Source organism: Citrobacter sp. Marseille-Q6884 (assembly GCF_945906775.1).
Lineage (GTDB): Bacteria > Pseudomonadota > Gammaproteobacteria > Enterobacterales > Enterobacteriaceae > Citrobacter.
In genome coordinates this window covers 3,140,101-3,167,097 of sequence record NZ_CAMDRE010000001.1, presented here as the reverse complement: position 1 = coordinate 3,167,097, position 26,997 = coordinate 3,140,101, and the positions used below count along the sequence as shown (strand labels likewise).

Genomic DNA, 26,997 nt, shown 5'->3' with positions numbered 1-26,997 from the left:
CGAATGATCGGCAGACTGCTTCGCGGTGGTTTCATGACCGCCATTTATGCTTACCTGTATATTCCAATCATCATTTTGATTGTGAACTCTTTTAACAGCTCACGCTTTGGTATCAACTGGCAAGGTTTTACCACTAACTGGTACAGCCTGTTGATCAACAATGACAGCCTGCTGCAGGCCGCTCAACATTCGCTTACGATGGCTGTTGTTTCAGCAACCTTTGCCACACTGATCGGCTCACTCACGGCTGTCGCACTTTACCGCTACCGTTTTCGCGGGAAACCTTTTGTCAGCGGCATGTTATTCGTGGTGATGATGTCGCCTGATATTGTCATGGCAATTTCATTGTTAGTTCTGTTTATGCTGCTCGGGATCCAGCTGGGTTTCTGGTCGCTGCTGTTCTCGCATATCACCTTCTGCCTGCCTTTTGTGGTGGTGACCGTCTACTCGCGCCTGAAGGGCTTTGACGTACGTATGCTGGAAGCCGCGAAAGATCTGGGCGCCAGTGAAGTCACGATTCTGCGGAAAATTATTCTGCCGCTGGCGATGCCAGCAGTAGCCGCGGGTTGGTTGCTGAGTTTTACGCTATCGATGGATGATGTTGTTGTCTCATCGTTCGTGACCGGACCAAGTTATGAAATTCTGCCATTAAAAATCTACTCAATGGTTAAAGTCGGCGTGTCACCGGAAGTCAATGCGTTGGCCACCATTTTGTTAGTTCTGTCGCTGGTTATGGTTATTACCAGCCAGCTCGTCGCACGTGATAAAACCAAGGGCCACAAGGCTCACTATTCAGGGGACGTTAAATGAAAAAATGGTCACGCCACCTGCTTGCGGCAGGTGCTCTGGCACTGGGAATGAGTGCCGCTCACGCTAATGACAATAACACGCTCTATTTCTATAACTGGACCGAGTACGTTCCGCCGGGACTGCTTGAACAGTTTACAAAAGAGACGGGTATTAAGGTGATCTACTCGACCTATGAGTCGAACGAGACCATGTATGCCAAGCTCAAAACGTATAAGGATGGTGCTTACGATCTGGTGGTTCCTTCCACTTATTACGTCGATAAAATGCGCAAGGAAGGCATGATTCAGAAGATCGACAAGTCGAAGTTAACCAACTTCAACAACCTTGATCCTGAAATGCTTAACAAGCCGTTTGACCCGAATAATGACTACTCTATTCCGTATATCTGGGGCGCGACAGCGATTGGCATCAACAGCGATGCTATTGACCCGAAAACCGTGACAAGTTGGGCCGATCTGTGGAAACCGGAATATAAGGGGAGCCTGCTGTTAACGGATGATGCCCGTGAAGTATTCCAGGTGGCGCTGCGCAAACTGGGCTACTCAGGGAATACGACCGATCCGAAAGAGATTGAAGCCGCTTATAACGAGCTGAAGAAACTGATGCCTAACGTCGCGGCTTTCAACTCTGATAATCCGGCAAACCCGTATATGGAAGGCGAAGTCAATCTGGGCATGGTATGGAACGGCTCTGCGTTTGTTGCTCGTCAGGCAGGTACTCCGCTGGAAGTTGTGTGGCCGAAAGAAGGTGGGATTTTCTGGATGGACAGTCTGTCTATTCCGGCGAACGCCAAAAACAAAGAAGGCGCATTGAAGCTGATTAACTTCCTGCTGCGCCCGGATGTCGCCAAACAGGTTGCGGAAACGATTGGGTATCCCACACCAAACCTGGCCGCGCGTAAACTGCTTAAGCCGGACGTCGCGAACGATAAAACGCTTTATCCTGATGCTGAAACCATCAGCAAAGGTGAATGGCAGAACGACGTGGGTTCCGCCAGCGCGATTTATGAAGAGTATTATCAGAAGCTGAAAGCAGGACGCTAACCCCGCAAGGTCATCAAAGCCTGATAGCGCTTCGCGATTCAGGCTGACTCTCGGTGTCGTATTAAGCCGGGTGGGCAAATCGCCCACCCGGTACAATAAACCGATTAGAGCCCTTTCAGTAACTTTTCAACGAACTCAGGTACCACCTGGCTCGCCGGGCCGTAATACTTCTCTTCAAACTCGCTGCCTACCTGGCTGGGTTCGAGATTTAACTCCACCGTATGCGCGCCATGCAGTCGCGCTTCGTGCACAAAACCTGCCGCCGGATAGACATGCCCCGATGTGCCAATGGCGATGAAAACATCCGCCATTGCCAACGCCATATAGATTTCATCCATACCCAGCGGCATTTCGCCAAACCACACGACGTGTGGACGTAACGGTGCCGGAAACTGGCAGCAATGGCATTTATCTTCCGGGGTCACATCCCCTGTCCATTCCAAAATCTGCCCGCTTTGCGAACAGCGAACTTTGAGCAGTTCACCATGCATATGGATAACGTTCTGGCTACCTGCACGCTCGTGCAGATTATCAATGTTCTGTGTCACCAGCAAAAAACGGTCGCCCAGCGCTTCTTCAAGTTTTGCCAGTGCAATATGTGCCGCGTTAGGCTGAATTTCAGGCTGCTGCAACTGATGGCGACGCGCATTATAAAACGACTGCACCAGCCCCGGGTTGCGGCTAAATCCCTCTGGAGTGGCGACATCTTCAACCCGATGCTCTTCCCACAGACCATCGGCGGCACGGAAGGTACGAATCCCTGACTCGGCAGAGATCCCTGCTCCCGTCAGGACTAATACTCTTGGTTTTTCCATCAATTCAGGCACCACTCTGTCTCTGAAAAAGATCCGTTGACGCAAGCGATCGCGCAAATGGCGTTTATTTTTACGAAAACGGCTTAACCGATGACCCCGACGCGACAGCATAACAACCTCTTTGTATTAATCGGTAAGATGTAGGAAAGCGGCTCCGCGCATCCCACCCGCATCACCATGTCGTGCCCGTTCAATTCGCGGTACACGAGCGACCGGCAGCAGATGACGCGGAAGTCTATCCGCCAGTTGCGTCGTTATCGCGGTGAAATTCGACAAGCCACCGCCAATCACTACTAAATCAGGATCAACGATAGTCAGAATATTCCCCAGGCAAACTGCCAGCAAATCCAGATAACGTTCGACGTGGGCCCGCGCGTGTTCATCACCCTGTTCCCAGAGCGCGATAATCTCACGGGCATCCAGGGGTTGATGGTAGTAATGCTGATAAAGCCATGCAAATCCGCCACCGGAAAGATAGCTTTCGATACATCCCAACTGGCCGCATCCGCAGCGACGCAGCGGGAAGTCAAATCCCATCAGCGTCAGTGCATCCACTGGCAGACGAATATGACCAAACTCGCCGGTGATATAACTGCGCCCGGTAATGGATTTTCCGTTAAGCACTAAACCACCGCCGACACCCGTACCGAGGATTAACCCCATCACTAACGGGTATTGGGTGAACTCATCGTCCCAGGCTTCGGAGAGTGCAAAACAGTTGGCATCATTATCCAAGCGAACATCGCGATCCAGACGCGCACTCAGGTCGGCACGGAGCGGCCTGCCGCTGGCAGCGGGAACGTTAGCCGCATACAGCGTACCGTCTTCCGTTTCCGGCATTCCGGGAATGCCAATCCCCACGGAGCCCTTAACGCCAAAGCGCTGGTCTGCCTCTGTTACCAGCTCGCAAACCGCATCCAAAAAAGCGTCATAGCTGTCGCGAGGCGTAGGGACGCGTTTTTCCCATTGCAAACAACGCTGATTATCAAACACGCCCAGCGCAATTTTAGTCCCGCCGATGTCAAATCCGTAATACATCACCGCTCCTTATTATTTTTACTGGCCGCTAAGTACTCTCGCAGGATCAATATTACTGGCGCGCCGCGCCGGATACCAACTCGCCAAAAGACTCAGCAATAATGCCGTAACCAGCACGTAAACAACGTCCAGCCAGTGTAATTCGGATGGCAGGAAGTCAATAAAATAGATATCACCAGAGAGGAACTGATGACCGATAAGTGCTTCTATCCCGTTAATGATCGGCGTGAGTTGCAATGAGACAACAACACCAATAACGACACCTGTCAGGCTACCCAGCAGACCCGCCAGCAATCCATACCAGACAAAAATGGCACGAATTAACCCGTCTTTAGCCCCCAGCGTTCTTAATACCGCAATATCGCCGCTCTTGTCTTTTACCGCCATCACTAACGTTGAAACGATATTAAAACAGGCAACGCCAATGACCAGTACCATCGCCAGATACATAATGGCGCGGATCATCTGGATATCGCGATACATATAACCGTAGGTACCAATCCAACTTTTAATGTAGACATAGTTGTTGGTCACCTCACCGGCATCTCTGACCAGCTTATTGGCATTGAAGACATCGTTGACCTTGAGGGCGATCCCGGAAACGCTGGACCCCATCTCGAGGTATTGCTGCGCGTCTTCCATGGGGATCATGGCAAAGCTGTGATCGAGCTGCCCACTCAGTTGCAGAATCCCCGTGACGTGCAAACGCACACGTTTGGGCTGCATCAGCTTATGATCGGCGCTGGCGTTAGGGATCATAATCGACACCCAATCGCCCTGCTTCACCTTCAGCGCATCGGCAATGCCTTTCCCGATAATAATCTGCTGCTCACCGGCTTTAAAATTATCCCAGGCATGATTCTGGACAAACGAAGGCAGTGCACTCAAACGTTGTTCCTGTTTAGGATCAACGCCTTTCACCTGCACCGCGCGCAAATTTGCGCCGCTCTCTATCAGTCCGGTAAAGTTGATGTAGGGTGCCGCCGCCGCGATACCGGGCACTTTCTGCACCTTGTCCAGCGCTTCCTGCCAGTTGTTCCACGGCTGGTTAACCGCTTCTATCTCACCGTGCGGGACAACGGCGAGAATACGGTTATTCAGCTCACGCTCAAAACCGTTCATAGCACTCAAACCGACAATCAATACCGCCACGCCGAGCGCAATGCCGATGGTGGAAATAACAGAAATCAGCGAGACCATGCCGCCACGCCGCCGCCCACGGCTAAAGCGCAACCCAATCAATAACGATAAAGGCGAAGCCATTACTCTGCTCCCATCAGGCTCAGTTCGGCCGTCAGGCGACCGTCGCGCATTTCAAGCTGGCGACTCATGCGCTTCGCCAGTTGCAGATCGTGTGTCACGACCAGAAATGCCGTGCCCTGAGAACGATTCAGTTCACCCAGAAGTTCGAAAATGCTGTCAGCGTTGCGCGCATCCAGGTTACCGGTTGGTTCATCCGCCAACACCAGACGCGGGTTATTGACCAGCGCGCGTGCGATAGCTACACGCTGGCGCTCACCGCCTGAAAGCTCAGACGGGCGATGGCTGGCACGATGATCCAGCCCCACCGCCTTCAGCATCTCGCGGGCACGCTCGGTAATTTCTGCCGGTTTCTTCTTACCGATCAGCAACGGCATCGCCACGTTTTCCAGTGCGGTGAAATCCGGCAGCAAATGGTGGAACTGGTAGATAAACCCGAGCTTCTGATTACGCAGTTCCGCTTTTGCCGCAGACGAAAGTTTGCTCATGGGCTGTCCGCTAAAAATGACATCGCCCGATGTCGGCGTATCCAGTCCGCCCAGCAGATGCAGCAGCGTACTCTTGCCGGAGCCGGAGCTGCCGACAATCGCCATCATTTCGCCCTCGCCGACGCTAAAGCTGACATTGTGCAGTACATCAGTTTGCACAGTGCCTTCCTGATAGCGTTTGCACAGGTTGTCGCATTGCAACAGGATCTTATTCATAACGTAAAGCCTCAGCGGGTTGAGTGGCGGCAGCGCGCCAGGAAGGATACAGCGTAGACAGCAGTGCAATGGCCATCGCCACCAGCGCAATGACGATTACCTGCAGGGGTTCAATAGCAACAGGTAATGCCGCGCCATCCAGTAACGTCCCGATGATCGGCATCAGGTTATTCAACTGGCTGGCAAGCAATGCGCCCAGAACCGCGCCCAACAATGCGCCAATAATCCCGGCGCTGGCGCCCTGAACCATAAACACCATCATTATCTGTCGTGGTGTTAGCCCCTGAGTTTGTAAAATCGCCACTTCGCCTTGCTTCTCCATCACCATCAGACCCAGCGAGGTAATAATATTGAATGCCGCAACCGCCACGATCAGGCTCAACAACAGACCCATCATGTTTTTTTCCATGCGGACAGCCTGGAACAGTTCGCCTTTACGCTCACGCCAGTCCTGCCACTTCGTGCCCTGCGGCAGCGCTTGCTGACTCAGCGTATCAACCTTTAACGGCTCGTTCAGCCACAGACGCCAGCCGGTAATATTACCGGCCGGATAGCGCATCAGTCGCGATGCGTCCTGAATATTGGTCAGCATCTGGTAGCCATCGACTTCGCTGTTGGCGGCAAACGTACCGATTACCGTAAACAAGCGCTGGCTCGGCAGCCGCCCCATCGGGGTAAACTGACTGGCAGACGGTACCATCACGCGGATTTGATCGCCCCGGTTCACGCCCAGTTGCCCGGCAAGCTGCTCACCCAGGATGACATTATACTTACCCGGTTCGAGATCTGTTTGCTTCACATTGACCAGATACGGCGTAAGGGGATCTTTTTGTGCCGGGTCGATGCCCAGCATAACGCCAACCGCCACACTGCGCGCACTTTGCAAAACGACATCACCTGTCGTTAGCGGCGCAATACGGTTAACACCGTTCAATACCACGGCTTTTTCCGGTAGCTTTTGTGGGTTAATGGAGCCTTGCTCAGACGAGAGAATTGCCTGAGGCATCAGGCCAAGGATGTTATTTTGCAGCTCGCGCTCGAAACCGTTCATCACCGACAACACCGTAACCAGCGCCATTACCCCAAGAGTAATGCCGATGGTGGAGAGCCAGGAAACGAAGCGACCGAAGCGATCTGCAGCACGCCCACGCATGTAACGCAGGCCGATGAATAGAGCGACAGGTTGATACATGAAATCCGTCTGGTTGCTGTTAGCAAAGTCACGAGTATATAAGCGAAAGCAGAATGGGTAAATGACTGAACCGTAAGTGTTCGTCAGCTTTACGCTGAAAAGCATAAACAAATCAATCTTCTAAAGTTATCTCTCTTCTCATCCGCGTTTGATCCTGATCTTTATCTGAAAAAAATAAAATGCAGACGGTTACGCATTACAGGCGCCCCCGGTAACCGCAGGATGGCAATCTCTATCAAGCAACAGGAATACGCCATCACAATGAATAAAAAAGAACTATGGATTAATCAAATCAAAGGGTTGTGCATCTGTCTGGTGGTTATCTACCACTCGGTCATTACCTTTTACCCGCAACTCACCACGTTTCAGCACCCGCTTTCACCACTCCTGACGAAATGCTGGATCTACCTCAATCTCTACCTGGCGCCGTTTCGAATGCCGGTCTTTTTCTTTATATCGGGGTATCTGATCCGTCGCTACATCGACGACGAGCCCTGGGCAACCTGCGCGAATAAGCGGATCTGGCATATTGTCTGGGTGCTGGCTCTGTGGGGCGTAGTTCAGTGGCTGGCCATAAGCGCGCTCAATGACGGCTTAGCCCCGGAGCGTGATCTGACGCATACCGCCAACGCCGCCTATGCGGACTCCGTGGGTGAGTTTACGCGCGGCATGCTGACCGCCAGTACCAGCCTGTGGTATCTGTACGCCCTGGTCGTCTATTTTATTGTGTGCAAAATCCTCAGCCGCTGGGCGTCCCCCCTGCTGGTGCTGTTCGCGTTACTGAGCATCGCTATCAATTTCTTCCCGACGCCCTGGTGGGGAATGAACAGCGTAATACGTAACCTGCCCTGGTACTGTCTCGGCGCATGGTTTGGCGCAACGCTTATGATTGGGATTAAAGAGGTTCCACTGCGCCGTCACCCCATCATCGTGGCGATGAGCGTGATCCTGTCCATCATGGCATGGTGGGTAAATGTTTCGCTGTTCCTTTCGCTGCTTTCCATTGTGCTCATCATGAAGACGTTTTATCAGTTCGAGCAGCGCGTTGGCATGCGTGCTTCCAGTCCGTTAAGCGTCATTGGCGCAAACACCATCGCCATTTACACCACCCACCGTATCCTGGTTGAGTTCTTCAGCTTAACGTTAATCCCTAAAATTAATCACGCTGAATGGCCGGCGACAATGGAACTGACACTGCTGCTGATTTATCCGTTCGCCTGCCTGCTGCTCTGTACGCTGACAGGACTTGCGGTAAGGAAGATTTCACAAAAAACCGTCGCCGATTTGCTCTTTTCCCCGCCCTCTTTCGCGACCAACGCCCGCTAATCCCAACACTTTTTTTGCCCCCATTCGGGGGCGATTCAATTTGCTTATGAGAAACGATCACGGATAATAAAGAACATTGCTTATCAGACGTATACCTAAACGAGATCCTTACAACCGTTATGCCTGAACAACATCGTTACACGCTCCCAGCGAAAGCTGGCGATCAGCGCCAGTTAGGTGAACTTACCGGTGCCGCCTGCGCTACGCTGGTGGCAGAAATAGCCGAACACCACGCTGGTCCGGTGGTGCTCATCGCGCCGGACATGCAAAATGCCCTGCGCCTGCATGATGAAATACGTCAGTTCACCGATCAGATGGTGATGAACCTGGCAGACTGGGAAACGCTCCCTTACGACAGTTTTTCACCACATCAGGAAATCATCTCCTCACGGCTCTCAACGCTTTATCAGCTACCGTCGATGCAGCGCGGCGTGCTGATTGTACCGGTCAATACGCTGATGCAGCGCGTATGCCCGCACAGCTATCTGCACGGTCACGCGCTGGTGATGAAAAAGGGTCAGCGTCTGTCCCGTGACGCCCTGCGCGAGCAACTGGACAGTGCCGGTTACCGCCACGTTGATCAGGTGATGGAACACGGTGAATATGCCACGCGCGGCGCACTGCTGGATCTGTTCCCGATGGGCAGCGAGCTCCCTTACCGTCTTGATTTCTTTGATGATGAAATCGACAGTCTGCGGCTGTTTGACACAGACACTCAGCGCACGCTGGAAGAAGTCGAGGCCATTAACTTATTGCCTGCGCACGAATTCCCGACGGATAAAACGGCCATTGAGCTGTTCCGTAGCCAGTGGCGCGATACCTTTGAAGTTAAACGCGACGCCGAGCATATTTATCAGCAGGTCAGCAAAGGTACGCTGCCTGCCGGAATCGAATACTGGCAACCGCTGTTTTTCAGCGAGCCGCTGCCGCCACTGTTCAGCTACTTCCCCGCTAATACGCTGTTAGTGAATACCGGCGATCTGGAGACCAGCGCGGAACGCTTCCAGGCGGATACTTTCTCACGCTTTGAGAACCGGGGCGTCGATCCGATGCGCCCGCTTCTGCCACCAGAATCACTGTGGTTGCGCGTGGATGAGCTGTTCTCTGAACTTAAACGCTGGCCGCGCGTGCAGCTTAAAACCGAGAGCCTGCCGAAGAAAGCCGCGAATACCAACCTGGGATACCAGAAGCTGCCAGAACTGGCGGTACAGGCCCAGCAAAAAGCACCGCTGGATGCGCTACGCAAATTCCTCGAGGCCTTTAATGGCCCGGTGGTGTTCTCGGTTGAAAGCGAGGGTCGTCGTGAGGCGCTCGGTGAACTTCTCGCCCGTATCAAGATTGCGCCGAAGCGCATTTTGCGCCTCGATGAAGCCGTAGAGACTGGCCGTTACCTGATGATTGGCTCGGCAGAGCACGGGTTTATCGACACTAAGCGGAATCTGGCACTGATCTGCGAAAGTGACCTTCTCGGTGAGCGCGTGGCGCGCCGCCGTCAGGACTCGCGTCGCACGATCAACCCGGACACATTAATCCGTAACCTCGCTGAGCTGCACCCTGGCCAGCCGGTGGTTCATCTTGAACACGGTGTGGGTCGCTATGCGGGTATGACAACCCTGGAAGCAGGTGGTATTACGGGCGAATACCTGATGCTCACCTACGCCAACGACGCCAAACTGTATGTGCCAGTCTCCTCTTTACATCTGATCAGCCGCTACGCGGGTGGCGCAGAGGAGAATGCGCCGCTGCATAAACTCGGGGGCGACGCCTGGTCACGCGCACGTCAGAAAGCCGCTGAGAAAGTACGCGATGTGGCGGCCGAGCTGTTAGATATTTATGCGCAACGCGCAGCAAAAGAAGGTTTTGCTTTTAAACACGATCGTGAACAGTACCAGCTGTTTTGTGACAGCTTCCCCTTTGAAACGACGCCCGATCAGGCCCAGGCGATTAACGCAGTACTCAGCGATATGTGTCAGCCGCTGGCCATGGACCGTCTGGTCTGCGGCGATGTCGGGTTCGGTAAAACAGAAGTGGCGATGCGCGCCGCATTCCTGGCGGTAGAGAACCACAAACAGGTCGCCGTGCTGGTGCCGACCACCCTGCTCGCTCAGCAGCACTTCGACAACTTCCGTGACCGCTTTGCCAACTGGCCAGTGCGCATTGAGATGCTTTCCCGTTTTCGCAGCGCCAAAGAGCAGACGCAAATTCTGGAGCAGGTTGCTGAAGGGAAAATCGATATTCTCATCGGCACGCACAAACTGCTGCAAAGCGATGTGAAGCTCAAAGATTTGGGTCTGCTGATCGTCGATGAAGAACACCGGTTTGGCGTACGTCATAAAGAGCGTATTAAAGCAATGCGAGCTGACGTCGATATTCTGACCCTGACCGCAACGCCGATTCCACGTACGCTCAATATGGCAATGAGCGGCATGCGCGATCTGTCAATCATCGCTACCCCGCCTGCCCGCCGTCTGGCGGTCAAAACGTTTGTCCGCGAATATGACAATCTGGTGGTACGTGAGGCGATTCTGCGTGAGGTACTGCGCGGCGGCCAGGTCTATTATCTGTTCAACGATGTTGAAAACATTCATAAAACCGCCGACCGACTGGCGGAACTGGTGCCGGAAGCGCGTATTGCCATCGGCCACGGGCAAATGCGTGAGCGCGAACTGGAACGGGTGATGAACGATTTCCACCACCAGCGCTTTAACGTACTGGTGTGCACCACGATAATTGAAACCGGGATCGATATCCCGACCGCTAACACCATTATCATTGAACGTGCAGACCACTTTGGCCTGGCGCAGTTGCATCAGTTGCGTGGGCGCGTCGGACGCTCGCATCACCAGGCCTATGCCTGGCTGTTGACGCCGCATCCCAAAGCCATGACCACCGACGCGCAGAAACGCCTCGAAGCCATTGCATCGCTGGAAGACCTGGGCGCAGGATTTGCCCTGGCAACCCATGACCTCGAAATTCGTGGCGCGGGGGAACTGCTGGGAGAAGATCAGAGCGGCTCCATGGAAACCATCGGTTTCTCGTTGTATATGGAGCTCCTGGAAAACGCGGTTGATGCGCTCAAAGCGGGGCGTGAACCGTCGCTGGAAGATCTCACCAGTCAACAAACCGAAGTTGAACTGCGGATGCCGTCATTGTTACCTGACAACTACATTCCGGATGTTAATACGCGCCTGTCGTTCTATAAACGCATCGCCAGCGCGAAGAATGAAAATGAGCTGGAGGAAATTAAGGTCGAGCTGATAGACCGTTTTGGTCTGCTCCCCGACCCGGCCCGTACATTGCTGGACATTGCCCGTTTACGCCAGCAGGCGCAAAAACTGGGCATCAGGAAACTTGAAGGCAATGAAAAAGGTGGCACGATTGAATTTGCAGAGAAAAACCACGTCAACCCGGTCTGGCTGATTGGTTTACTGCAAAAGCAACCGCAGCATTTCCGCCTCGACGGTCCAACGCGGCTGAAGTTCATGCAGGATCTGGCTGAGCGTAAAACACGTATCGACTGGGTGCGTCAGTTTATGCGCCAGCTCGAAGAAAACGCGGTGGCCTAGAGCCGGATGCCGGGTTATGGTGCAACGCCTTACCCGGCATACTCAGCTGTTAATGTCAGGCTCGCCCACCTTTCCTGTTGAAATTTACAACACTTTGCACTTCCCCTGCACTTCAAAACACATCAACCCTTCATAATGCCCAATTGATTAGTTTTTATAATAACCTTTTGATTTGTGGTGATAATGACAAATACGCGACTCTCTCGCTGGCTCTCGTTTTTTACGCTTGCCGCGACCCTGGCGCTGGCACTTCCTGCGCAGGCAAATACCTGGCCGTTGCCTCCTCCCGGAAGCAAGGTCGTGGGTAAAAACACGGTTCACGTTGTCGAAAACAACGGGGGCTCACTGGAAGCGATTGCGAAAAAATACAACGTGGGATTTTTGGCGCTGCTTCAGGCTAATCCCGGCGTCGATCCTTTCGTACCGCGCGCGGGTAGCGTGTTGACGATTCCGCTACAAACGCTGCTACCAGACGCGCCGCGCGAAGGGATTGTGATTAACCTCGCCGAATTGCGTCTTTATTACTACCATCCGGGTAAAAATTCGGTGACCGTCTATCCCATTGGGATCGGCCAGTTAGGTGGTGACACCCTGACACCGACCATGGTGACCACCATTTCAGACAAACGCGCCAATCCTACCTGGACGCCAACCGCGAACATCCGTGCTCGTTATAAAGCACAGGGTATAGACCTCCCTGCCGTTGTGCCTGCCGGACCGGATAACCCGATGGGCCATCACGCTATTCGCCTGGCAGCTTACGGCGGCGTCTATTTGTTGCACGGTACCAACGCCGATTTTGGCATTGGTATGCGTGTCAGTTCAGGCTGTATTCGCCTGCGTGATGGTGATATTGAAACCTTGTTCCGTCAGGTCACGCCAGGAACCAAAGTCAATATTATCAACACCCCGATCAAAGCATCTGTGGAACCTGACGGTGTGCGTCTGGTTGAAGTTCACCAGCCACTATCAGAAAAAATTAATGATGACCCGCAGCTGCTGCCAATCGTGCTGAACGCGTCAATGCAGAACTTCAAAAATGCAGCGCAAACGGATACCGAGGTAATGGAACACGCAATGGAACTGCGCTCTGGAATGCCCGTAGACGTGACTCGTCATCAGGACGTCACTCAGCAAACACTGTAAATTTAACCGATAAAAAAGCCCCGCTGAATGTTGTTATTCAGCGGGGCTTTTTATTTAACTCGCAGTGGCATTGCGATGGGTTAAAACTTATTTGTAGATAACAGCCGTTCCGTGAAGGGTGTTAGGACCGGTAACGGAAGTAATGCGGAATGATTTCGCACCCATCTCATCAGCTTTCTGCGCCAGTTGATCTTCCAGAGAACCTAAGTTGGTCCCAGCATTAGCAGAAATAATACCGACTTTCTGTTGGCCTGCAGGTGTTGCCTGAACTTCAACAGCTGCAAAGCTGGCGAATGAAAGAGAGCTCAGGACGGTAGCAAGAAGGAGCGTTTTTACGTTTTTCATAATGGTAACCTTTGGCAGATGAATGTATGTCGCAAGCATTAACTTAACGATCGATAGGTAAATCATAGATGTGATCTGCGTCACACGTCAACATTTTTTATAATGATCGTTATATAAAATGCAAAGGCCTTATTTTTCATATCAATAGCAACCAATTATTTTTATCGTGAATCCGCTGGAGAGTGAGGGTAAATATTTTTATAATGGTTGTTCAATAAACCCAACCAGGTACAACGGCATCATGACAACTGAAACGACAGGTTGTGCAAAAAAAAGCCGTGGCCGACCGAAAGTGTTCGACAGGGAAGCCGCGCTTGATAAGGCCATGACACTCTTCTGGCAGCACGGGTACGAAGCGACATCGCTTTCCGACCTTGTGGAAGCAACCGGAGCTAAAGCCCCCACGCTCTATGCGGAATTTACCAATAAAGAAGGATTATTTCGCGCCGTGCTGGACCGCTACATCAGCCGATTCGCGGCAAAACACGAAGCGCAGTTGTTTTGTGAAGAGAAAAGTCTTGAATCCGCACTGGAGGACTATTTCACGGCAATCGCAACCTGTTTCACCAGCGAGGACACCCCGGCAGGATGTTTTATGATTAACACCTCCGCGACGCTTGCCGCCTCCTCCCGCGAAATTGCGCATACAGTTAAATCCCGGCACGCCATGCAAGAGCAGACGCTTGCTCAGTTTCTTCACCAACGGCAGGAACATGGCGAAATTCCAGCGCACTGTGATGCACAAAAGCTGGCTGAATTCCTGAACTGTATATTACAAGGGATGTCGATTAGCGCCCGCGAAGGCGCATCGTTCGAAAAACTGATGCAGATAACCCGTACAACCTTACGGCTGTGGCCAGAACTGCTTAAAGATTCCTGATTTCCCCCTCCGCACACTTTGATGATATCACCGGGAGTTGATGACGCCCCCGGTGAATTTCACACACCATTACCCCTACATTTCTCATTACTTTCATGGATTTAAGGCATTGTTTTTGTAAAAAGCATTGATAATGCCAATTATTATCAGCAATATTCGCATTTGTTTTAACATCCGTTTCACAATGTAACCTTCGGTTTCCAGACCGCGATAACAAAAACAGACCGACTTTTTTGAAAAGGAATACCAATGAATAAGCGTCTTTGGGTGCTCAATCCTCTCTTATTGTCTTTAACCCTACCGGCAATGGCGGCTGAGGAAGAAGATCTCATCGTCAGTGCCAACCGTAGCCAGCGGACCGTTGCGGAAATGGCGCAAACGACCTGGGTTATCGAAGGAAGTGAGATTGAGCAGCAAGTACAGGGCGGTAAAGAGTTTAAGGATGTCCTCGCTCAGTTGATCCCCGGCATCGATGTCAGTAGCCAGGGACGGACAAACTACGGCATGAACATGCGCGGTCGCGCCATCGTTGTGCTGATTGACGGTGTCCGTCTGAACTCTTCCCGCACCGACAGTCGCCAGCTTGATTCCATTGACCCTTTTAATATTGCTCACATCGAAGTTATTTCGGGTGCGACATCGCTTTATGGCGGCGGTAGTACCGGTGGGTTGATCAATATCGTTACCAAAAAAGGCCAGCCTGAGCGTGAAGTTGAGCTTGAACTGGGCAGTAAAAGCGGGTTCAACAACAGTAACGACCATGACGAACGCGTTGCCGCCGCGGTCAGTGGCGGGACTGACCGCGCTTCCGGGCGCATGTCCGTGGCTTATCAACGGTTTGGCGGCTGGTATGACGGCAACAACGACGCCTTACTGCTGGATAATACTCAAACCGGTCTGCAGCATTCCGACCGCCTGGATATCATGGGCACAGGGACGATTGAACTGGATGACAATCGCCAGCTGCAACTGGTCACACAGTACTATAAGAGCCAGGGCGATGACGATTATGGACTGGACCTGGGCGAGAATATGTCTGCGGTAACGGGAGCCGGGAAAGCCTGGACCAGCAGCGGTCTGAATTCTGATCGTATTCCCGGTACAGAGCGTCATCTGATTAGCCTGCAATATTCAGATGCCAATTTCTTTGGTCAGAATCTGGTTAGCCAGATCTATTACCGTGACGAATCGTTAAAATTCTACCCCTTCCCAACGTTAAGCAAAGGTAAGGTGACCAGTTTCTCCGCATCGCAACAGGATACCGACCAGTTTGGCGCCAAAATTACCCTCAATAGCCAGTTGATGGATAACTGGGAGCTGACGTGGGGTATCGATGCCGATCACGAAACTTTCGATTCCAATCAGAAATTCTTTGATCTTGCCTGGTCCCTGCCCTCTGGCGGGATGGATAACCGCACGGCCTATACCACCGGACGCTACCCGGGTTACAGCATCACCAACTTCGCGCCTTTCCTGCAAAACAGTTATGACATTAATGACATCTTTACGCTGAGCGCTGGTGTGCGATACCAGTGGACTGAAAACAGGGTTGATGACTTTATCGGCTATACGCAACAGCAAGGCATCGCAACCGGTCTGGCAAATTCCGCCGATGCTATTCCGGGTGGTAAAACCGATTACGATAACGTCCTGTTTAACGCCGGTATCCTCGCCCATCTGACCGACCGTCAGCAGACATGGTTTAACTTCTCCCAGGGCGTGGAGCTTCCTGACCCGGGGAAATACTATGGTAACGGAACCTACTCGCTGGTTGGCGATCATTATCAACTCCTGCGCAGCGTCAACGTAGCGGATTCACGCCTGGAAGGCATTAAAGTTAACTCTTTCGAACTGGGATGGCGTTACACGGGCGATAGCCTGCGCACACAGTTGGCCGCCTATTACTCCACGTCCGATAAATCTATCGTCGTTAACCGTAGCGATATGACCATTAACGTTCAACCTGACGACCGCCGGATTTATGGTCTTGAAGGCGCAGTGGATTATTTCATTGCGGACACTGACTGGAGCGTGGGGAGTAACTTCAATATTATAAAATCAGAAGTGAAACAGAACGGGAAATGGCAGAAATGGGATGTCACTCTGGCCTCTCCGTCAAAAGCAACAGCGTGGGTCGGCTGGGCACCTGAACCCTGGTCATTGCGTGTGCAGAGCCAGCAAACATTTGATCTGAGCGACGCCAGCGGCAACAAGCTGGACGGATATAACACCATGGACTTTATCGGCAGCTATCAGCTCCCTCTGGGTAAACTGACCTTTAGCGTTGAAAACCTGCTGAACGAAGAATATACCACCCTCTGGGGACAACGTGCGCCGCTGCTCTATAGCCCAACGTACGGTAGCCCATCCTTGTATGAATACAAAGGCCGTGGACGTACATTTGGTCTGAACTACGCCCTAACCTTCTGATAAAAAAAGCCCCCCAGCCTGAGCGAATGGGGGGCTAATTGATGTACAGCGTAAAGCTATTTTATGCTTTGTTATTCAGAACCAACTGGCCGTTGTTATCCAGTGGAATTTGCGACCCGGGATCTTTATCCATTCGGATTTTGCCCTGCTGATCGCCAATTTTGTATGTTACGTCGTAGCCAAGCATTTTCTCAGACTTGTCGTACACCGTTTTACAGCGCTGCTGCGTTGTGGTGTAGGTATCGTTTTCCTGCATTGACCCCTGGATCTGGTTGCCGGCATATCCCCCACCTAACGCACCCGCTACGGTCGCAATATCTTTACCACGCCCGCCACCGAACTGATGACCGATGACACCACCCGCTACCGCACCCAGCACGGAACCCGCGATACGGTTTTCATCTTGTACCGGCTTACGGTGCGTAACCGTCACGTTCCGGCACTCCTGGCGCGGTGTTTTTACTGACTCTTTAATCGGGGTTGCAGAAACCACTTGTGCATACTGTGGGCCACGCTCAAAAACGTTCAGACTGGCCACCGCTGCAACACCCAGCGCAGCAGCTACGCCAATCCCTATACCCGCCAACATTGATTTATTCACGGGACTTCCTCCTTTTTTGCTATTAGCAACAACTTTGCAACAAGATGTGAGGAATGCCAATCGGAATGGGGATGAAAATAGCGTGAGGGTGCTGCAAAACAGCATGATTCAGAGAACTCTGAAGAAGGTGCCGGATAAACACAGTGTTATCCGGCAAGATACGTCTATGATTAATGCAGTTTCAGGCGTGGGCGGATCACACGGTTAATACTGCCGACCAACATCATCAGCCCGGTTTTAAAGTAACCGTGCAGCGCAATCTGGTGCATACGGTACAACGAGATGTACACAAAGCGAGCAATACGCCCTTCCACCATCATCGAACCGCGCGTCAGGTTCCCCATCAGGCTACCGACGGTAGAGAAGTTAGAAAGCGAAACCAAAGAGCCGTGGTCTTTATACTGATACGCTTTCAGGGCTTTACCATTCATCTGCGCTAGAATGTTGTTCAACGCGCAGGATGCCATCTGATGTGCAGCCTGAGCACGTGGTGGAACAAAGCCACCTTCCGGACGAGCACAGGAAGCACAGTCACCAATCGCGTAAACGTCAGGATCGCGCGTGGTTTGCAGCGTAGGCTCCACCACCAGCTGGTTGATGCGGTTTGTTTCCAGACCACCAATCTCTTTCATAAAGTCTGGCGCTTTGATACCCGCTGCCCACACCATCAGATCGGCTTTAATGTATTCACCGTCTTTAGTGTGCAGACCGCCTTCATCAGCGCTGGTCACCATCGTCTGAGTCAGTACACGGACACCCAGTTTGGTCAGTTCATTATGCGCGGCGCTGGAAATACGCGGCGGCAACGCAGGCAGAATACGTTCACCGGCTTCCACCAGCGTCACGTTTAGCGCTTCGTTGGTCAGCCCTTTGTACCCATAGCTGTGCAGCTGTTTTACCGCATTGTGCAGTTCAGCAGAGAGTTCTACACCCGTCGCCCCGCCGCCCACAATAGCAATATTCACTTTTCCGTTCGCGCCCAGGCTCGCGGAGTATTTTAAAAACAGGTTCAGCATTTCCTGGTGGAAACGACGCGCCTGGTGCGGGTTATCGAGGAAAATGCAGTTTTCTTTTACGCCCGGCGTGTTGAAGTCGTTGGACGTACTGCCCAATGCCATCACCAGTGTGTCATACGGCACTTTACGCTCAGGCACCAGAAGTTCGCCTTTCTCATCGCGTAACTCAGCAATGGTGATAGTCTTGGCTTCACGGTCGATATCCATCACCGAGCCCAGCTGAAACTGGAAGCCATGATTTCGGGCATGTGCCAGATAGCTCAGCGCATCTACACCTTCATCCAGTGACCCAGTCGCCACTTCGTGCAATAAAGGTTTCCACAGATGGCTATGGTTTCTATCTACCAGCGTGATTTTTGCCTTTTTCTTACGACCCAGTTTTTTACCCAGCTGCGTCGCCATTTCCAGTCCGCCAGCACCGCCGCCGACAATCACGATCCTTTTCAATGGTGTAGTCAACGTGACCCCCTCAAATTTATTAACCAATTGTTAATTAAAAGTTATTGACATAGCCTTTAATTAACAACAAGTTACGGTAATGAAAATGTTCTTCGAGAGTGAGAATAACACGAACGGTGCATTGGTCATACCAAAATTGATGTGCATCAAGTTTTAATGCTGAAAAGATAGACAACCCAAATGTAAAGGACAAAAAAACCAGCCCGAAGGCTGGTTTAATTAACATTTAATGAATGACTAACCTAACGTCTTGAAGGCTTTGATGCGCTGCAAATGCGTGGAGATATTCTTGAACTTATGCGTTTGTTCTTCATCCCATACTATTTCATAGAAATGGTGCAGCTCTTCTGACGATCGCTGACTGTTCAGCGCTTCATCATGGCGTGACAGGATAACCAGGCAGCGGTCGCGATTCTTTTCACGGAAGTTGGTCACGCATTTTGTGGCGATGTCCGCATACTCTTCGGGCCTGTCGATTTTCCCTTCCATGTTCTCGTACGGGAACAGGTTAGGATTAAACACCACCTGGCGAATATCACACAGGAAACCAATCCGTTCAGCCCAGTAGCCACCCAGCCCCACGCCGCAAATCAACGGCCTGTCGTCCACATTAAGTTGCAACATTTTATCTACTTCTTTCAGCAGATGCTGCATATCATGTTTAGGATGCCGTGTACTGTAGCTAATCAGCCTGACATCCGGGTCGATGAATTGCAGCTGCAATACTTTCTCGTGGTTGCCCGGGCTGTTAGAGTCAAAACCGTGTAAATAGATAATCATCGCATCCTCACCAAACTTGCGTTAATGACCTGCTTTCTCTTCCTGCCAACGCTCATGAAGCTGGTTGAGCTGGGCGCTGATCGTTTTCCAGCGTGCCGAGTCCATCAGTTCCTGACGCGAAAATGAACCTTTATGATACAAACGTGTAACACGTTCCGCATTGATCGGCGACAGATTATCTAACACACTGACAGCTCCCTTACGATTATTGCAGACCAGGATCATATCGCAACCTGCATCGAGCGATGCTTGTCCACGTTCCGCGTAACTTCCCATGATCGCCGCACCTTCCATCGACAGATCGTCAGAGAAAATGACGCCTTCGAAGCCAAGCTCCTGACGTAGCACCGTTTTCAGCCAGTGAGGAGAGCCACTCGCCGGACGCGGGTCCACCTCACTATAAATGACGTGTGCTGGCATAATCGCATCAAGTTTATTTTCCGTAATCAGTGACTTGAACACCGACATATCTTTAGCGCGAATCTCGGCTTCCGGTCGCGGATCGGTCGGCGTTTCTTTGTGTGAATCCGCCGTCACCGCGCCATGGCCGGGGAAATGTTTACCGGTGGTTTTCATGCCTGCAGCATGCATGCCGTCAATAAAACGGCTCGCCATTGCCAGCGCTTTCGCGGGATCGGCATGATAAGAACGCTCACCAATCGCAGCGCTGATATGCCCCACATCCAGTACCGGCGCAAAACTGATGTCGATATCCATGGCGATCATTTCACTGGCCATGAGCCATCCTGCATCCTCAGCCAGTTTTCCGCCCACTTCCAGGCCGTGTAACGCGGCAAAGGATTGTGCCGCAGGCAGGCGAGTAAAGCCCTCGCGAAAACGCTGAACACGTCCCCCTTCCTGATCCACCGCCACCACCAGGTGATTACGTGACGCCGCGCGAATCTGACGAACCAGTTCACGCAACTGTTCCGGGTCGTGGTAATTTCGGGTAAAGAGGATCAACCCACCCACCAGCGGATGTGCCAGAATCTCGCGCTCTTCCGCGTCCAGCTCATACCCTTCAACATCCAACATTACTGGACCCACACTGCTCTCCTTATCCTTTCATTGTAAGCTGCCGCCAGGTTTCATCGGCCAGCCTGATAAATTGTCTCTCGCCGGTTTGTTGCCAGCGATACTCGAACCAGCCCGCTTTCAACATCATCACCCAGGGTTGCCATTGGCAGACCTGTCGCCACAGGGTTTCAGGTTCAATATGCGCCTTCTGCGCATAGGCGTTAACCAGTTGTCGATGCTGAGACTCATCGGCGACCCACACTGCCGCCAGTTCCAGCGCAATATCGCCATCCCCGGCATACTCCCAGTCGATCAACCGCAGCCCTGACGCCGTATGCACGATATTGTCGCCGTGGACATCCATATGCAATGGTACCAGGCGCAATGGGCGAGGCTCCCGCCGTTTTCTTAACTGCTTGAGCACACGTAACCAACGCAACGTTCGACGCGCAGGATCGCTGGACTGCCAGTACTGTTCGAGTAACGGCAACATGCTAACCCGCCAGCCAAAACAGGGTTGTTGATGAAGATGATACAGTAAGCCTGCGAGTTCGTCGGCTTCCGGTAATCTGGATTCTACCTTACCGTGAAAATAGCCCACTGCCATCCACCCTCGCGTATAAAAATGCGGTCTGGGCGCCAGGCTTTCCGGCAGGCTTTTCAACGCATGATAGTGGCGTAAAAAATGCGCCTCGGGGGCGTAGGGATCATGATGACAACGAAGCACGACGCGGTGGGAATGGTGTTCGATGATACAGCTCCCGCCGCTCAAGCCGCTTTGGTTGGCCACGACGGGGTGATACTGCGGAAAATAGCGCGACAACACCTCGTCGCGCGTCATTCTGTTATTGTTGCTGAACCGCACCTTTACCTGACCAGATTATCTCGCCAGTTTGTACCAGCATTAATTGCATTTGCAGTGAAGGCGAATTGACGTTACCGGATGCGCTGGAATAGAGCACATACTGTGCGCCAACGTTACGGGCAATACCAATCGCTTTACTGCGCGTACCCAGACTGTCGTTTGGTGACAGACCTAACTGTTGCTTGGCCAGTGACAATTGCTGTGCAGAAACCAGGGTAAATTTCCCATTATTCGCCAGCGCATTACGCAGTGTTTCCGTTGCCTCGCCTGCATTCAAAGAGCCATTGGTACGGTTATTCACGCTATCAACCAGCAGAACCCCACCGGCTTTGACACCCTCGGCCTGAAGCATTTTCCCGACCATCGGCTGCATGGCACCGTTCCAGTCATAATGACGTTGCCGTGGGGTCGGTTGTGCCGTTTGATCTTCATGTTCAATCGGACCCGGTTGCTGCGGAATGGTAGGCACCGTAGGGACAACCGGTACGGGCTGTTGCGGCTGCGCGGGTTGCTCCGGCACCGGCTTGACTTCCTCAACCGGTGCAGGCTCACGTTGCGCCACACAACCAGAGAGGAACATCGCCAGCGCGGCAATCAATGCGTAGCGATTCATTTTGATCATCAAGATTCACCCCTTACAAATAAAGATAAAGTCTAACTTTGTGCGCCCCCAGAAAATTGGCGCTGCCGTACAGCGTCACCGCCGAACGTGCCGGAATAGTGATGCTGCGTGGCGCTTCCAGAGGGTGCATCTCCAACCCTCTGGCGTCATACCAGTAAAACCGGTAGTGAACGGTGACAGGTTCTTGTCTTTCGTTATAGAGTCGCGAGGATGCCGAGGCCTGAATATCAGACGTGGTTAATACGGGTTGTTCTGCTGATATCCCCGCAGCCAGTATCGTTGATTCCATCACCAGGGTCTGTTCGTCACTGACCGGAATTTCGGGATGTGAACGACAGCCAGCCAGTAGCAGCAAGCTCAACGACAGTGCAATGCATCCTCTCGTCATGATCAAAGGCCTTTATGCGCAAGCATTGGACCCAACGCACGGCCTCCCAGCAGATGCATATGAATGTGATACACCTCCTGGCCCCCGTGGCGATTCGTATTCATGATCAAACGGTAACCGTCTTCGGCAATGCCTTCCTGTTCAGCTATTTTCGCGGCAACCGTGACCATTCTGCCCAGCGCCTGTTCGTGTTCGGCCGTAACATCGTTAACGGTAGGGATCAGGACGTTAGGAATGATCAGGATATGCGTAGGTGCCTGCGGAGAAATATCACGAAACGCGGTGACCAGTTCGTCCTGGTACACGATATCAGAGGGAATTTCACGACGAATAATTTTGCTGAATATAGTTTCTTCTGCCACGACATTTTCCTTTTTCATTAAGAGCCTTGCGTTGTGCATGCTACGCCGGGTCACTCTGCGAGTATAGAGTATGAGCGAGTTACTCACGCTCTTTCAACTTTAACCCTCGATTATTTAAGCCAAAAACGCTTCCAGTGCTGTTCTTATAACCATTTCCCAACGCGATAGCCCAGCAATAGTACTGAAACATTATTTCATTTATGGCTGTTGCATCTGTTTACACATTGAATGTAAATGCGTATATTTCGCATTTGTATTTACATGCAATTTAAATAGTTAACACCTAAAGGGTTCACCTCAGACACGTGTCATTCGAACCCAATATTAATAATAATCAAGGACCTTCAGATGTCTTTTCCAACATTCGACAGGGATAACTCGCCCCAATTTACTGTAGCCCCCTCTTTGCTCGCCGCCTGCATTGCCATAGCGTTGCTCCCCTCTACGAGCGTTGCTGCGCCTACAGAGGAAACCGTGATCGTTGAAGGTTCTGCCTCTGCTACATCCAGCGAAGCGCAGGATTACAGCGTCAAATCAACCACTGCGGGCACAAAAATGCAGATGACGCAGCGTGATATCCCGCAATCCGTCAGCATTGTCAGCCTGCAGCGCATGGAAGATCAGCAGCTACAAACGCTGGGCGATGTAATGGATAACACGTTAGGGATCAGCAAAAGCCAGGCGGATTCGGATCGCAGCAGTTATTTCTCCCGCGGTTTCCAGATTGATAATTACATGGTTGATGGCATTCCAACCTACTTTGAGTCACGTTGGAATCTCGGCGATGCGCTGTCCGATATGGCTCTGTTTGAACGTGTGGAAGTCGTTCGTGGCGCGAACGGTTTAATGACCGGCACTGGCAACCCTTCCGCTTCCATTAATATGATTCGAAAACATGCGACAAGTCGTGAGTTTACGGGAAATGTTTCGGCAGAATATGGCAGCTGGAACAAACAGCGCTATGTGACAGATTTACAAAGTCCACTGACGGCAGAGGGCAATGTCCGCGCTCGCATTGTGACGGGGTATCAGAACAACGATTCCTGGCTTGATCGCTACAACAGCGAAAAGATGTTCTTCTCCGGAATTGTTGATGCCGATCTCGGCGATACCACCCTTTTGTCTGCAGGGTATGAATATCAGCGCATTGATGTGAACAGCCCGACCTGGGGTGGTTTACCGCGCTGGAATACCGATGGCAGCAAAAACAGCTATGACCGCTCGCGCAGTACGGCTCCTGACTGGGCCTACAATGATAAAGACATCAACAAAGTCTTTGTCACCCTTAAACAGCGTTTTGCCGGGACCTGGCAGGCGACCATGAACGCCACCCACTCAGAGGTCAAATTCGACAGTAAAACGATGTATATCGATGCCTATGTCGATAAGAACACCGGCATGCTGGTTGGCCCGTATTCTAACTATGGTCCGGGTTATGATTATGTCGGTGGCACCGGCTGGAACAGTGGAAAACGCAAAGTAGATGCTGTCGATCTGTTTGCCGACGGTGGCTATGACCTGTTTGGTCGTCAACATAATCTGATGGTGGGCGGCAGCTACAGTAAGCAAAACAACCGTTATGACAGTGCATGGGCGAACGTTTTCCCGAGCGAACTGGGCAGCTTTTATAACTTCAATGGCAACTTCCCTGAAACCCTCTGGAGCCCCCAGAGTCTGGCGCAGGACGATACCACGCATATGAAGTCACTGTATGCCGCAACGCGCATCTCGCTGGCCGATCCCCTGCATTTAATTCTGGGCGCACGCTATACCAACTGGCGCATCGATACTCTGACCTACAGCATGGAGAAAAACCACACCACGCCGTATGCGGGTCTGGTTTATGACATCGACGACAACTGGTCAACGTACGCCAGTTATACCTCTATCTTCCAGCCGCAGAATGAGCGAGACAGCTCGGGCAAATATCTGTCCCCTATTACCGGCAACAACTACGAGGTGGGTCTGAAGTCGGACTGGATGAATAGTCGTCTGACGACAACTCTGGCGGTGTTCCGTATAGAGCAGGACAACCTGGGCCAGTCTACCGGCGTCCCGATCGCCGGCAGTAATGGTGAAACGGCCTATAAAGCAACGGATGGCACGGTCAGTAAAGGGGTCGAATTTGAAGTTAACGGTGCGATTACAGATAACTGGCAGATGACTTTCGGCGCGACGCGTTATGTCGCAGAAGACAATGAAGGGAATGCGGTGAACCCAAATCTGCCGCGTACCAGCGTAAAAGTGTTCACCCGTTATCGCCTGCCGACAATTCCCGAGCTCACCGTTGGCGGCGGTGTTAACTGGCAGAACCGAGTTTATAGCGATACCGTTACCCCTTACGGCACCTTCCGTGCAGAACAAGGGAGTTATACGCTTGTGGATCTGTTCACCCGTTATCAGATCACGAAAAACTTCACCATTCAGGGCAATATCAATAACCTGTTTGATAAAACCTACGACACCAACGTTGAAGGTTCTATCGTCTATGGCGAACCGCGTAACGTCAGTCTCACAGCAAGTTATCAATTCTGATAGTACCCACAGCGACACACGTCCACCTGCACGTCAGGTGGACCAGACCGCATCTGAACGTTGAGGAGAAACCTGTGGTGCTAAAAAGCAAAAAACCCGCTCAGTTTCCTGAGCAGGCTTCTTAAATATGGCTCCTCTGACTGGACTCGAACCAGTGACATACGGATTAACAGTCCGCCGTTCTACCGACTGAACTACAGAGGAATCGTGTGAACGAGGCGAATATTAGCGATGCCCATCCGCATTGTCAAAGCCTGAATGTATAAAGACGATCGTTTGCTGAAATATTCCTCATTTCGGCGCTTATTCAGGCGCAACAGGTTGTTTTATACACTTTTCACGTTCAGGGCGTGGGTATTTCCATAACCATCGACCGCTCACCATTCGCCAATAAAACAGCGCCGCGCGTACTGCCCAATCGAAGAACATCCCCATCCAGACGCCGATGACACCCCATCCTAATACGATCCCGAGGGTATAACCGGCTACAACACGACAGCCCCACATACCTAACATGGAAACCCACATTGCAAAACGTGCATCTCGTGCGCCTTTAAACCCAGCAGGAAGAACCCAGGATGCTGCCCATATCGGCATAAACGCGGCGTTGAGCCAAATCAGAATGACTATGACCTCTTTTACGTCCTGATCGTGGGTATAGAAGGAGGCCATCACTCCGGCAAAGGGGGCCGTCAGCCACGCAATTGCGGTTAATCCAATCGTGGACAACCAAAATACGTGCCGTAACTGGATTTCCGCCTGAGCAATCTGGCCGTTTCCCAGACGCCTGCCGGATATGATCGTGGAAGCAGAACCCAACGCGTTACCTGGAAGGTTGATCAAAGCAGCAATAGAAAACGCGATAAAGTTGCCCGCAATCACGCTGGTCCCCATGCCAGACACAAACATCTGGGTTAACAGCTTTCCGCCATTAAACAGCACGGATTCTATACTGGCAGGAATACCGATCCCCATGACTTCCCAGATAATGGCGAGGTTCAGGGGCTTAAAATAGCTTTTAAGGGGAATACGCAGCGCCGGATTAAACCCCACCATCAAGACGCAGATAATGGCGACGGCACCAATGTAGCGGGAAATCGTCAAGCCCAGCCCTGCCCCGACGAATCCCAGCCCTTGCCAGGAAAAAATACCGTAAATAAGGATGCTACTGATGATGATGTTCAGTATGTTCATACCGCCGTTAATGAGCAGCGGTATCTTGGTATTCCCGGCACCACGAAGCGCCCCACTGCCGATCAACGCAATGGCCGCTGCCGGGTAACTGAGCACCGTCAATTCCAGGTACGTCAGCGCCAGCGCTTTGACCTCGGGTGTTGCCTCCCCGGCAACGACATCAATAATCTGTTCGCCAAAATAGTGAATGACCGCCGCCAGCACGACTGCGAAAATCGTCATGATGACCAGTGATTGTCTGGCTGCCGCTCTGGCGCGGCGACGGTCTCGTTTCCCAAGGCTAAAGGCAACGACCACCGTGGTGCCCAGATCGATGGCAGCGAAAAATGCCATGATCACCATATTGAAACTGTCGGCAAGACCGACACCCGCCATGGCTTCTTTACCTAACCAACTCACCAGGAAGGTACTGAGCACCCCCATCAGCAGGACACAGGTATTTTCCAGAAAAATGGGCACGGCAAGCGGGGTGATTTCGCGCCAAAAAAGAACTTTATAGCTCTTACGTTTGGCATACCAGGGCGTACGGGAAACGACCCGGTGTAGGGCTGCGGACACGTTCAAAGTGAACCTTAATGAGAAAAGTTGAAACCTCATTTCAAA

The 26,997-nt window shown here is 52.0% G+C and carries 23 protein-coding genes and 1 tRNA gene; 8 read left to right on the top strand and 16 right to left on the bottom strand.

What is annotated here, in order from left to right; genetic code table 11:
• Positions 1–3 precede the first annotated feature (3 nt).
• Both potC and potD read left to right on the top strand, forming a co-directional pair.
• Complete coding sequence (potC, locus tag N7268_RS15020) at positions 4–810, top strand: spermidine/putrescine ABC transporter permease PotC (RefSeq protein ID WP_260863501.1); 807 nt, start codon at positions 4–6, stop codon at positions 808–810.
• Complete coding sequence (potD, locus tag N7268_RS15015; RefSeq protein WP_260863500.1) at positions 807–1,853, top strand: spermidine/putrescine ABC transporter substrate-binding protein PotD; 1,047 nt, start codon at positions 807–809, stop codon at positions 1,851–1,853. The genes potC and potD overlap by 4 nt, the downstream gene beginning before the upstream one ends.
• A 104-nt stretch (positions 1,854–1,957) precedes the next feature.
• On the opposite strand, the gene cobB is transcribed toward potD, so the two are convergent.
• Genes cobB through lolC form a run of 5 tightly spaced genes read right to left on the bottom strand, consistent with a single transcriptional unit; the run spans position 1,958 to position 6,862 of the window.
• Positions 1,958–2,779, bottom strand: a complete 822-nt coding sequence (gene cobB / locus N7268_RS15010; protein ID WP_198904472.1) for a Sir2 family NAD+-dependent deacetylase — start codon at positions 2,777–2,779, stop codon at positions 1,958–1,960.
• A 15-nt stretch (positions 2,780–2,794) separates the two neighbouring features.
• Positions 2,795–3,706, bottom strand: a complete 912-nt coding sequence (nagK, locus tag N7268_RS15005) for an N-acetylglucosamine kinase (RefSeq protein WP_260863499.1) — start codon at positions 3,704–3,706, stop codon at positions 2,795–2,797.
• A gap of 18 nt (positions 3,707–3,724) precedes the next feature.
• A complete protein-coding gene (lolE, locus tag N7268_RS15000) occupies positions 3,725–4,969 on the bottom strand; it encodes a lipoprotein-releasing ABC transporter permease subunit LolE (RefSeq protein ID WP_260863498.1) in 1,245 nt (414 codons plus the stop codon).
• Positions 4,969–5,670, bottom strand: a complete 702-nt coding sequence (gene lolD / locus N7268_RS14995; protein ID WP_198904475.1) for a lipoprotein-releasing ABC transporter ATP-binding protein LolD — start codon at positions 5,668–5,670, stop codon at positions 4,969–4,971. The genes lolE and lolD overlap by 1 nt, the downstream gene beginning before the upstream one ends.
• Positions 5,663–6,862, bottom strand: a complete 1,200-nt coding sequence (gene lolC, locus N7268_RS14990; RefSeq protein ID WP_260863497.1) for a lipoprotein-releasing ABC transporter permease subunit LolC — start codon at positions 6,860–6,862, stop codon at positions 5,663–5,665. The genes lolD and lolC overlap by 8 nt, the downstream gene beginning before the upstream one ends.
• A 261-nt stretch (positions 6,863–7,123) precedes the next feature.
• On the opposite strand from lolC, the gene N7268_RS14985 reads away from it, so the two are divergent.
• From N7268_RS14985 to N7268_RS14975, 3 genes are all read left to right on the top strand, one after another.
• Positions 7,124–8,188, top strand: a complete 1,065-nt coding sequence (locus tag N7268_RS14985) for an acyltransferase family protein (protein ID WP_260863496.1) — start codon at positions 7,124–7,126, stop codon at positions 8,186–8,188.
• Between the two features lie 119 nt (positions 8,189–8,307).
• Positions 8,308–11,754 carry a transcription-repair coupling factor gene (mfd, locus tag N7268_RS14980; RefSeq protein WP_260863495.1) on the top strand — a complete coding sequence of 1,149 codons (3,447 nt, stop codon included), beginning with the start codon at positions 8,308–8,310 and terminating at the stop codon, positions 11,752–11,754.
• A 180-nt stretch (positions 11,755–11,934) separates the two neighbouring features.
• Positions 11,935–12,900 (top strand): L,D-transpeptidase family protein, encoded by a 966-nt coding sequence (locus N7268_RS14975; RefSeq protein WP_260863562.1) that lies wholly within the window; start codon positions 11,935–11,937, stop codon positions 12,898–12,900.
• 87 nt (positions 12,901–12,987) lie between these two features.
• Here the strand turns inward: N7268_RS14975 and bhsA are convergent, their stop codons facing one another.
• Entirely contained in the window at positions 12,988–13,245 is a 258-nt protein-coding gene (gene bhsA / locus N7268_RS14970) for a multiple stress resistance protein BhsA (RefSeq protein WP_198904478.1), read from the bottom strand.
• Between the two features lie 241 nt (positions 13,246–13,486).
• Between bhsA and comR the strand changes: the two genes are divergently transcribed.
• A complete protein-coding gene (gene comR, locus N7268_RS14965; protein WP_260863494.1) occupies positions 13,487–14,125 on the top strand; it encodes a TetR family copper-responsive transcriptional repressor ComR in 639 nt (212 codons plus the stop codon).
• Positions 14,126–14,374: 249 nt separating this feature from the next.
• A complete protein-coding gene (locus N7268_RS14960; protein WP_260863493.1) occupies positions 14,375–16,555 on the top strand; it encodes a TonB-dependent siderophore receptor in 2,181 nt (726 codons plus the stop codon).
• Between the two features lie 61 nt (positions 16,556–16,616).
• Here N7268_RS14960 and N7268_RS14955 read toward each other — a convergent pair whose 3' ends face one another.
• The 8 genes from N7268_RS14955 to hinT form a co-directional block, all read right to left on the bottom strand.
• Positions 16,617–17,156 (bottom strand): glycine zipper 2TM domain-containing protein, encoded by a 540-nt coding sequence (locus N7268_RS14955; protein WP_198904481.1) that lies wholly within the window; start codon positions 17,154–17,156, stop codon positions 16,617–16,619.
• A gap of 170 nt (positions 17,157–17,326) precedes the next feature.
• A complete protein-coding gene (ndh, locus tag N7268_RS14950; RefSeq protein ID WP_198904482.1) occupies positions 17,327–18,631 on the bottom strand; it encodes an NAD(P)/FAD-dependent oxidoreductase in 1,305 nt (434 codons plus the stop codon).
• Positions 18,632–18,868: 237 nt separating this feature from the next.
• The gene (ycfP, locus tag N7268_RS14945) at positions 18,869–19,411 is read right to left on the bottom strand and encodes an alpha/beta hydrolase YcfP (protein ID WP_198904483.1); all 543 of its coding nucleotides are present in this window, start codon (positions 19,409–19,411) and stop codon (positions 18,869–18,871) included.
• Positions 19,412–19,432: 21 nt separating this feature from the next.
• Entirely contained in the window at positions 19,433–20,458 is a 1,026-nt protein-coding gene (nagZ, locus tag N7268_RS14940) for a beta-N-acetylhexosaminidase (RefSeq protein ID WP_260863492.1), read from the bottom strand.
• A gap of 10 nt (positions 20,459–20,468) precedes the next feature.
• On the bottom strand, positions 20,469–21,293 hold the full coding sequence (gene thiK / locus N7268_RS14935; RefSeq protein WP_260863491.1) for a thiamine kinase: 825 nt from the start codon (positions 21,291–21,293) through the stop codon (positions 20,469–20,471).
• On the bottom strand, positions 21,274–21,915 hold the full coding sequence (gene lpoB, locus N7268_RS14930; RefSeq protein WP_260863490.1) for a penicillin-binding protein activator LpoB: 642 nt from the start codon (positions 21,913–21,915) through the stop codon (positions 21,274–21,276). Before lpoB ends, thiK begins: the two co-directional genes overlap by 20 nt.
• Before the next feature lie 13 nt (positions 21,916–21,928).
• A complete protein-coding gene (locus N7268_RS14925) occupies positions 21,929–22,303 on the bottom strand; it encodes a YcfL family protein (RefSeq protein ID WP_198904487.1) in 375 nt (124 codons plus the stop codon).
• 2 nt (positions 22,304–22,305) lie between these two features.
• Entirely contained in the window at positions 22,306–22,665 is a 360-nt protein-coding gene (hinT, locus tag N7268_RS14920; RefSeq protein ID WP_260863489.1) for a purine nucleoside phosphoramidase, read from the bottom strand.
• Between the two features lie 348 nt (positions 22,666–23,013).
• On the opposite strand from hinT, the gene fhuE reads away from it, so the two are divergent.
• Entirely contained in the window at positions 23,014–25,200 is a 2,187-nt protein-coding gene (fhuE, locus tag N7268_RS14915; RefSeq protein ID WP_260863488.1) for a ferric-rhodotorulic acid/ferric-coprogen receptor FhuE, read from the top strand.
• A 128-nt stretch (positions 25,201–25,328) separates the two neighbouring features.
• On the opposite strand, the gene N7268_RS14910 is transcribed toward fhuE, so the two are convergent.
• A tRNA-Asn gene (locus N7268_RS14910) sits at positions 25,329–25,404 on the bottom strand.
• A gap of 99 nt (positions 25,405–25,503) precedes the next feature.
• Positions 25,504–26,991 (bottom strand): EmmdR/YeeO family multidrug/toxin efflux MATE transporter, encoded by a 1,488-nt coding sequence (locus tag N7268_RS14905; protein ID WP_260863487.1) that lies wholly within the window; start codon positions 26,989–26,991, stop codon positions 25,504–25,506.
• Positions 26,992–26,997: the final 6 nt, after the last annotated feature.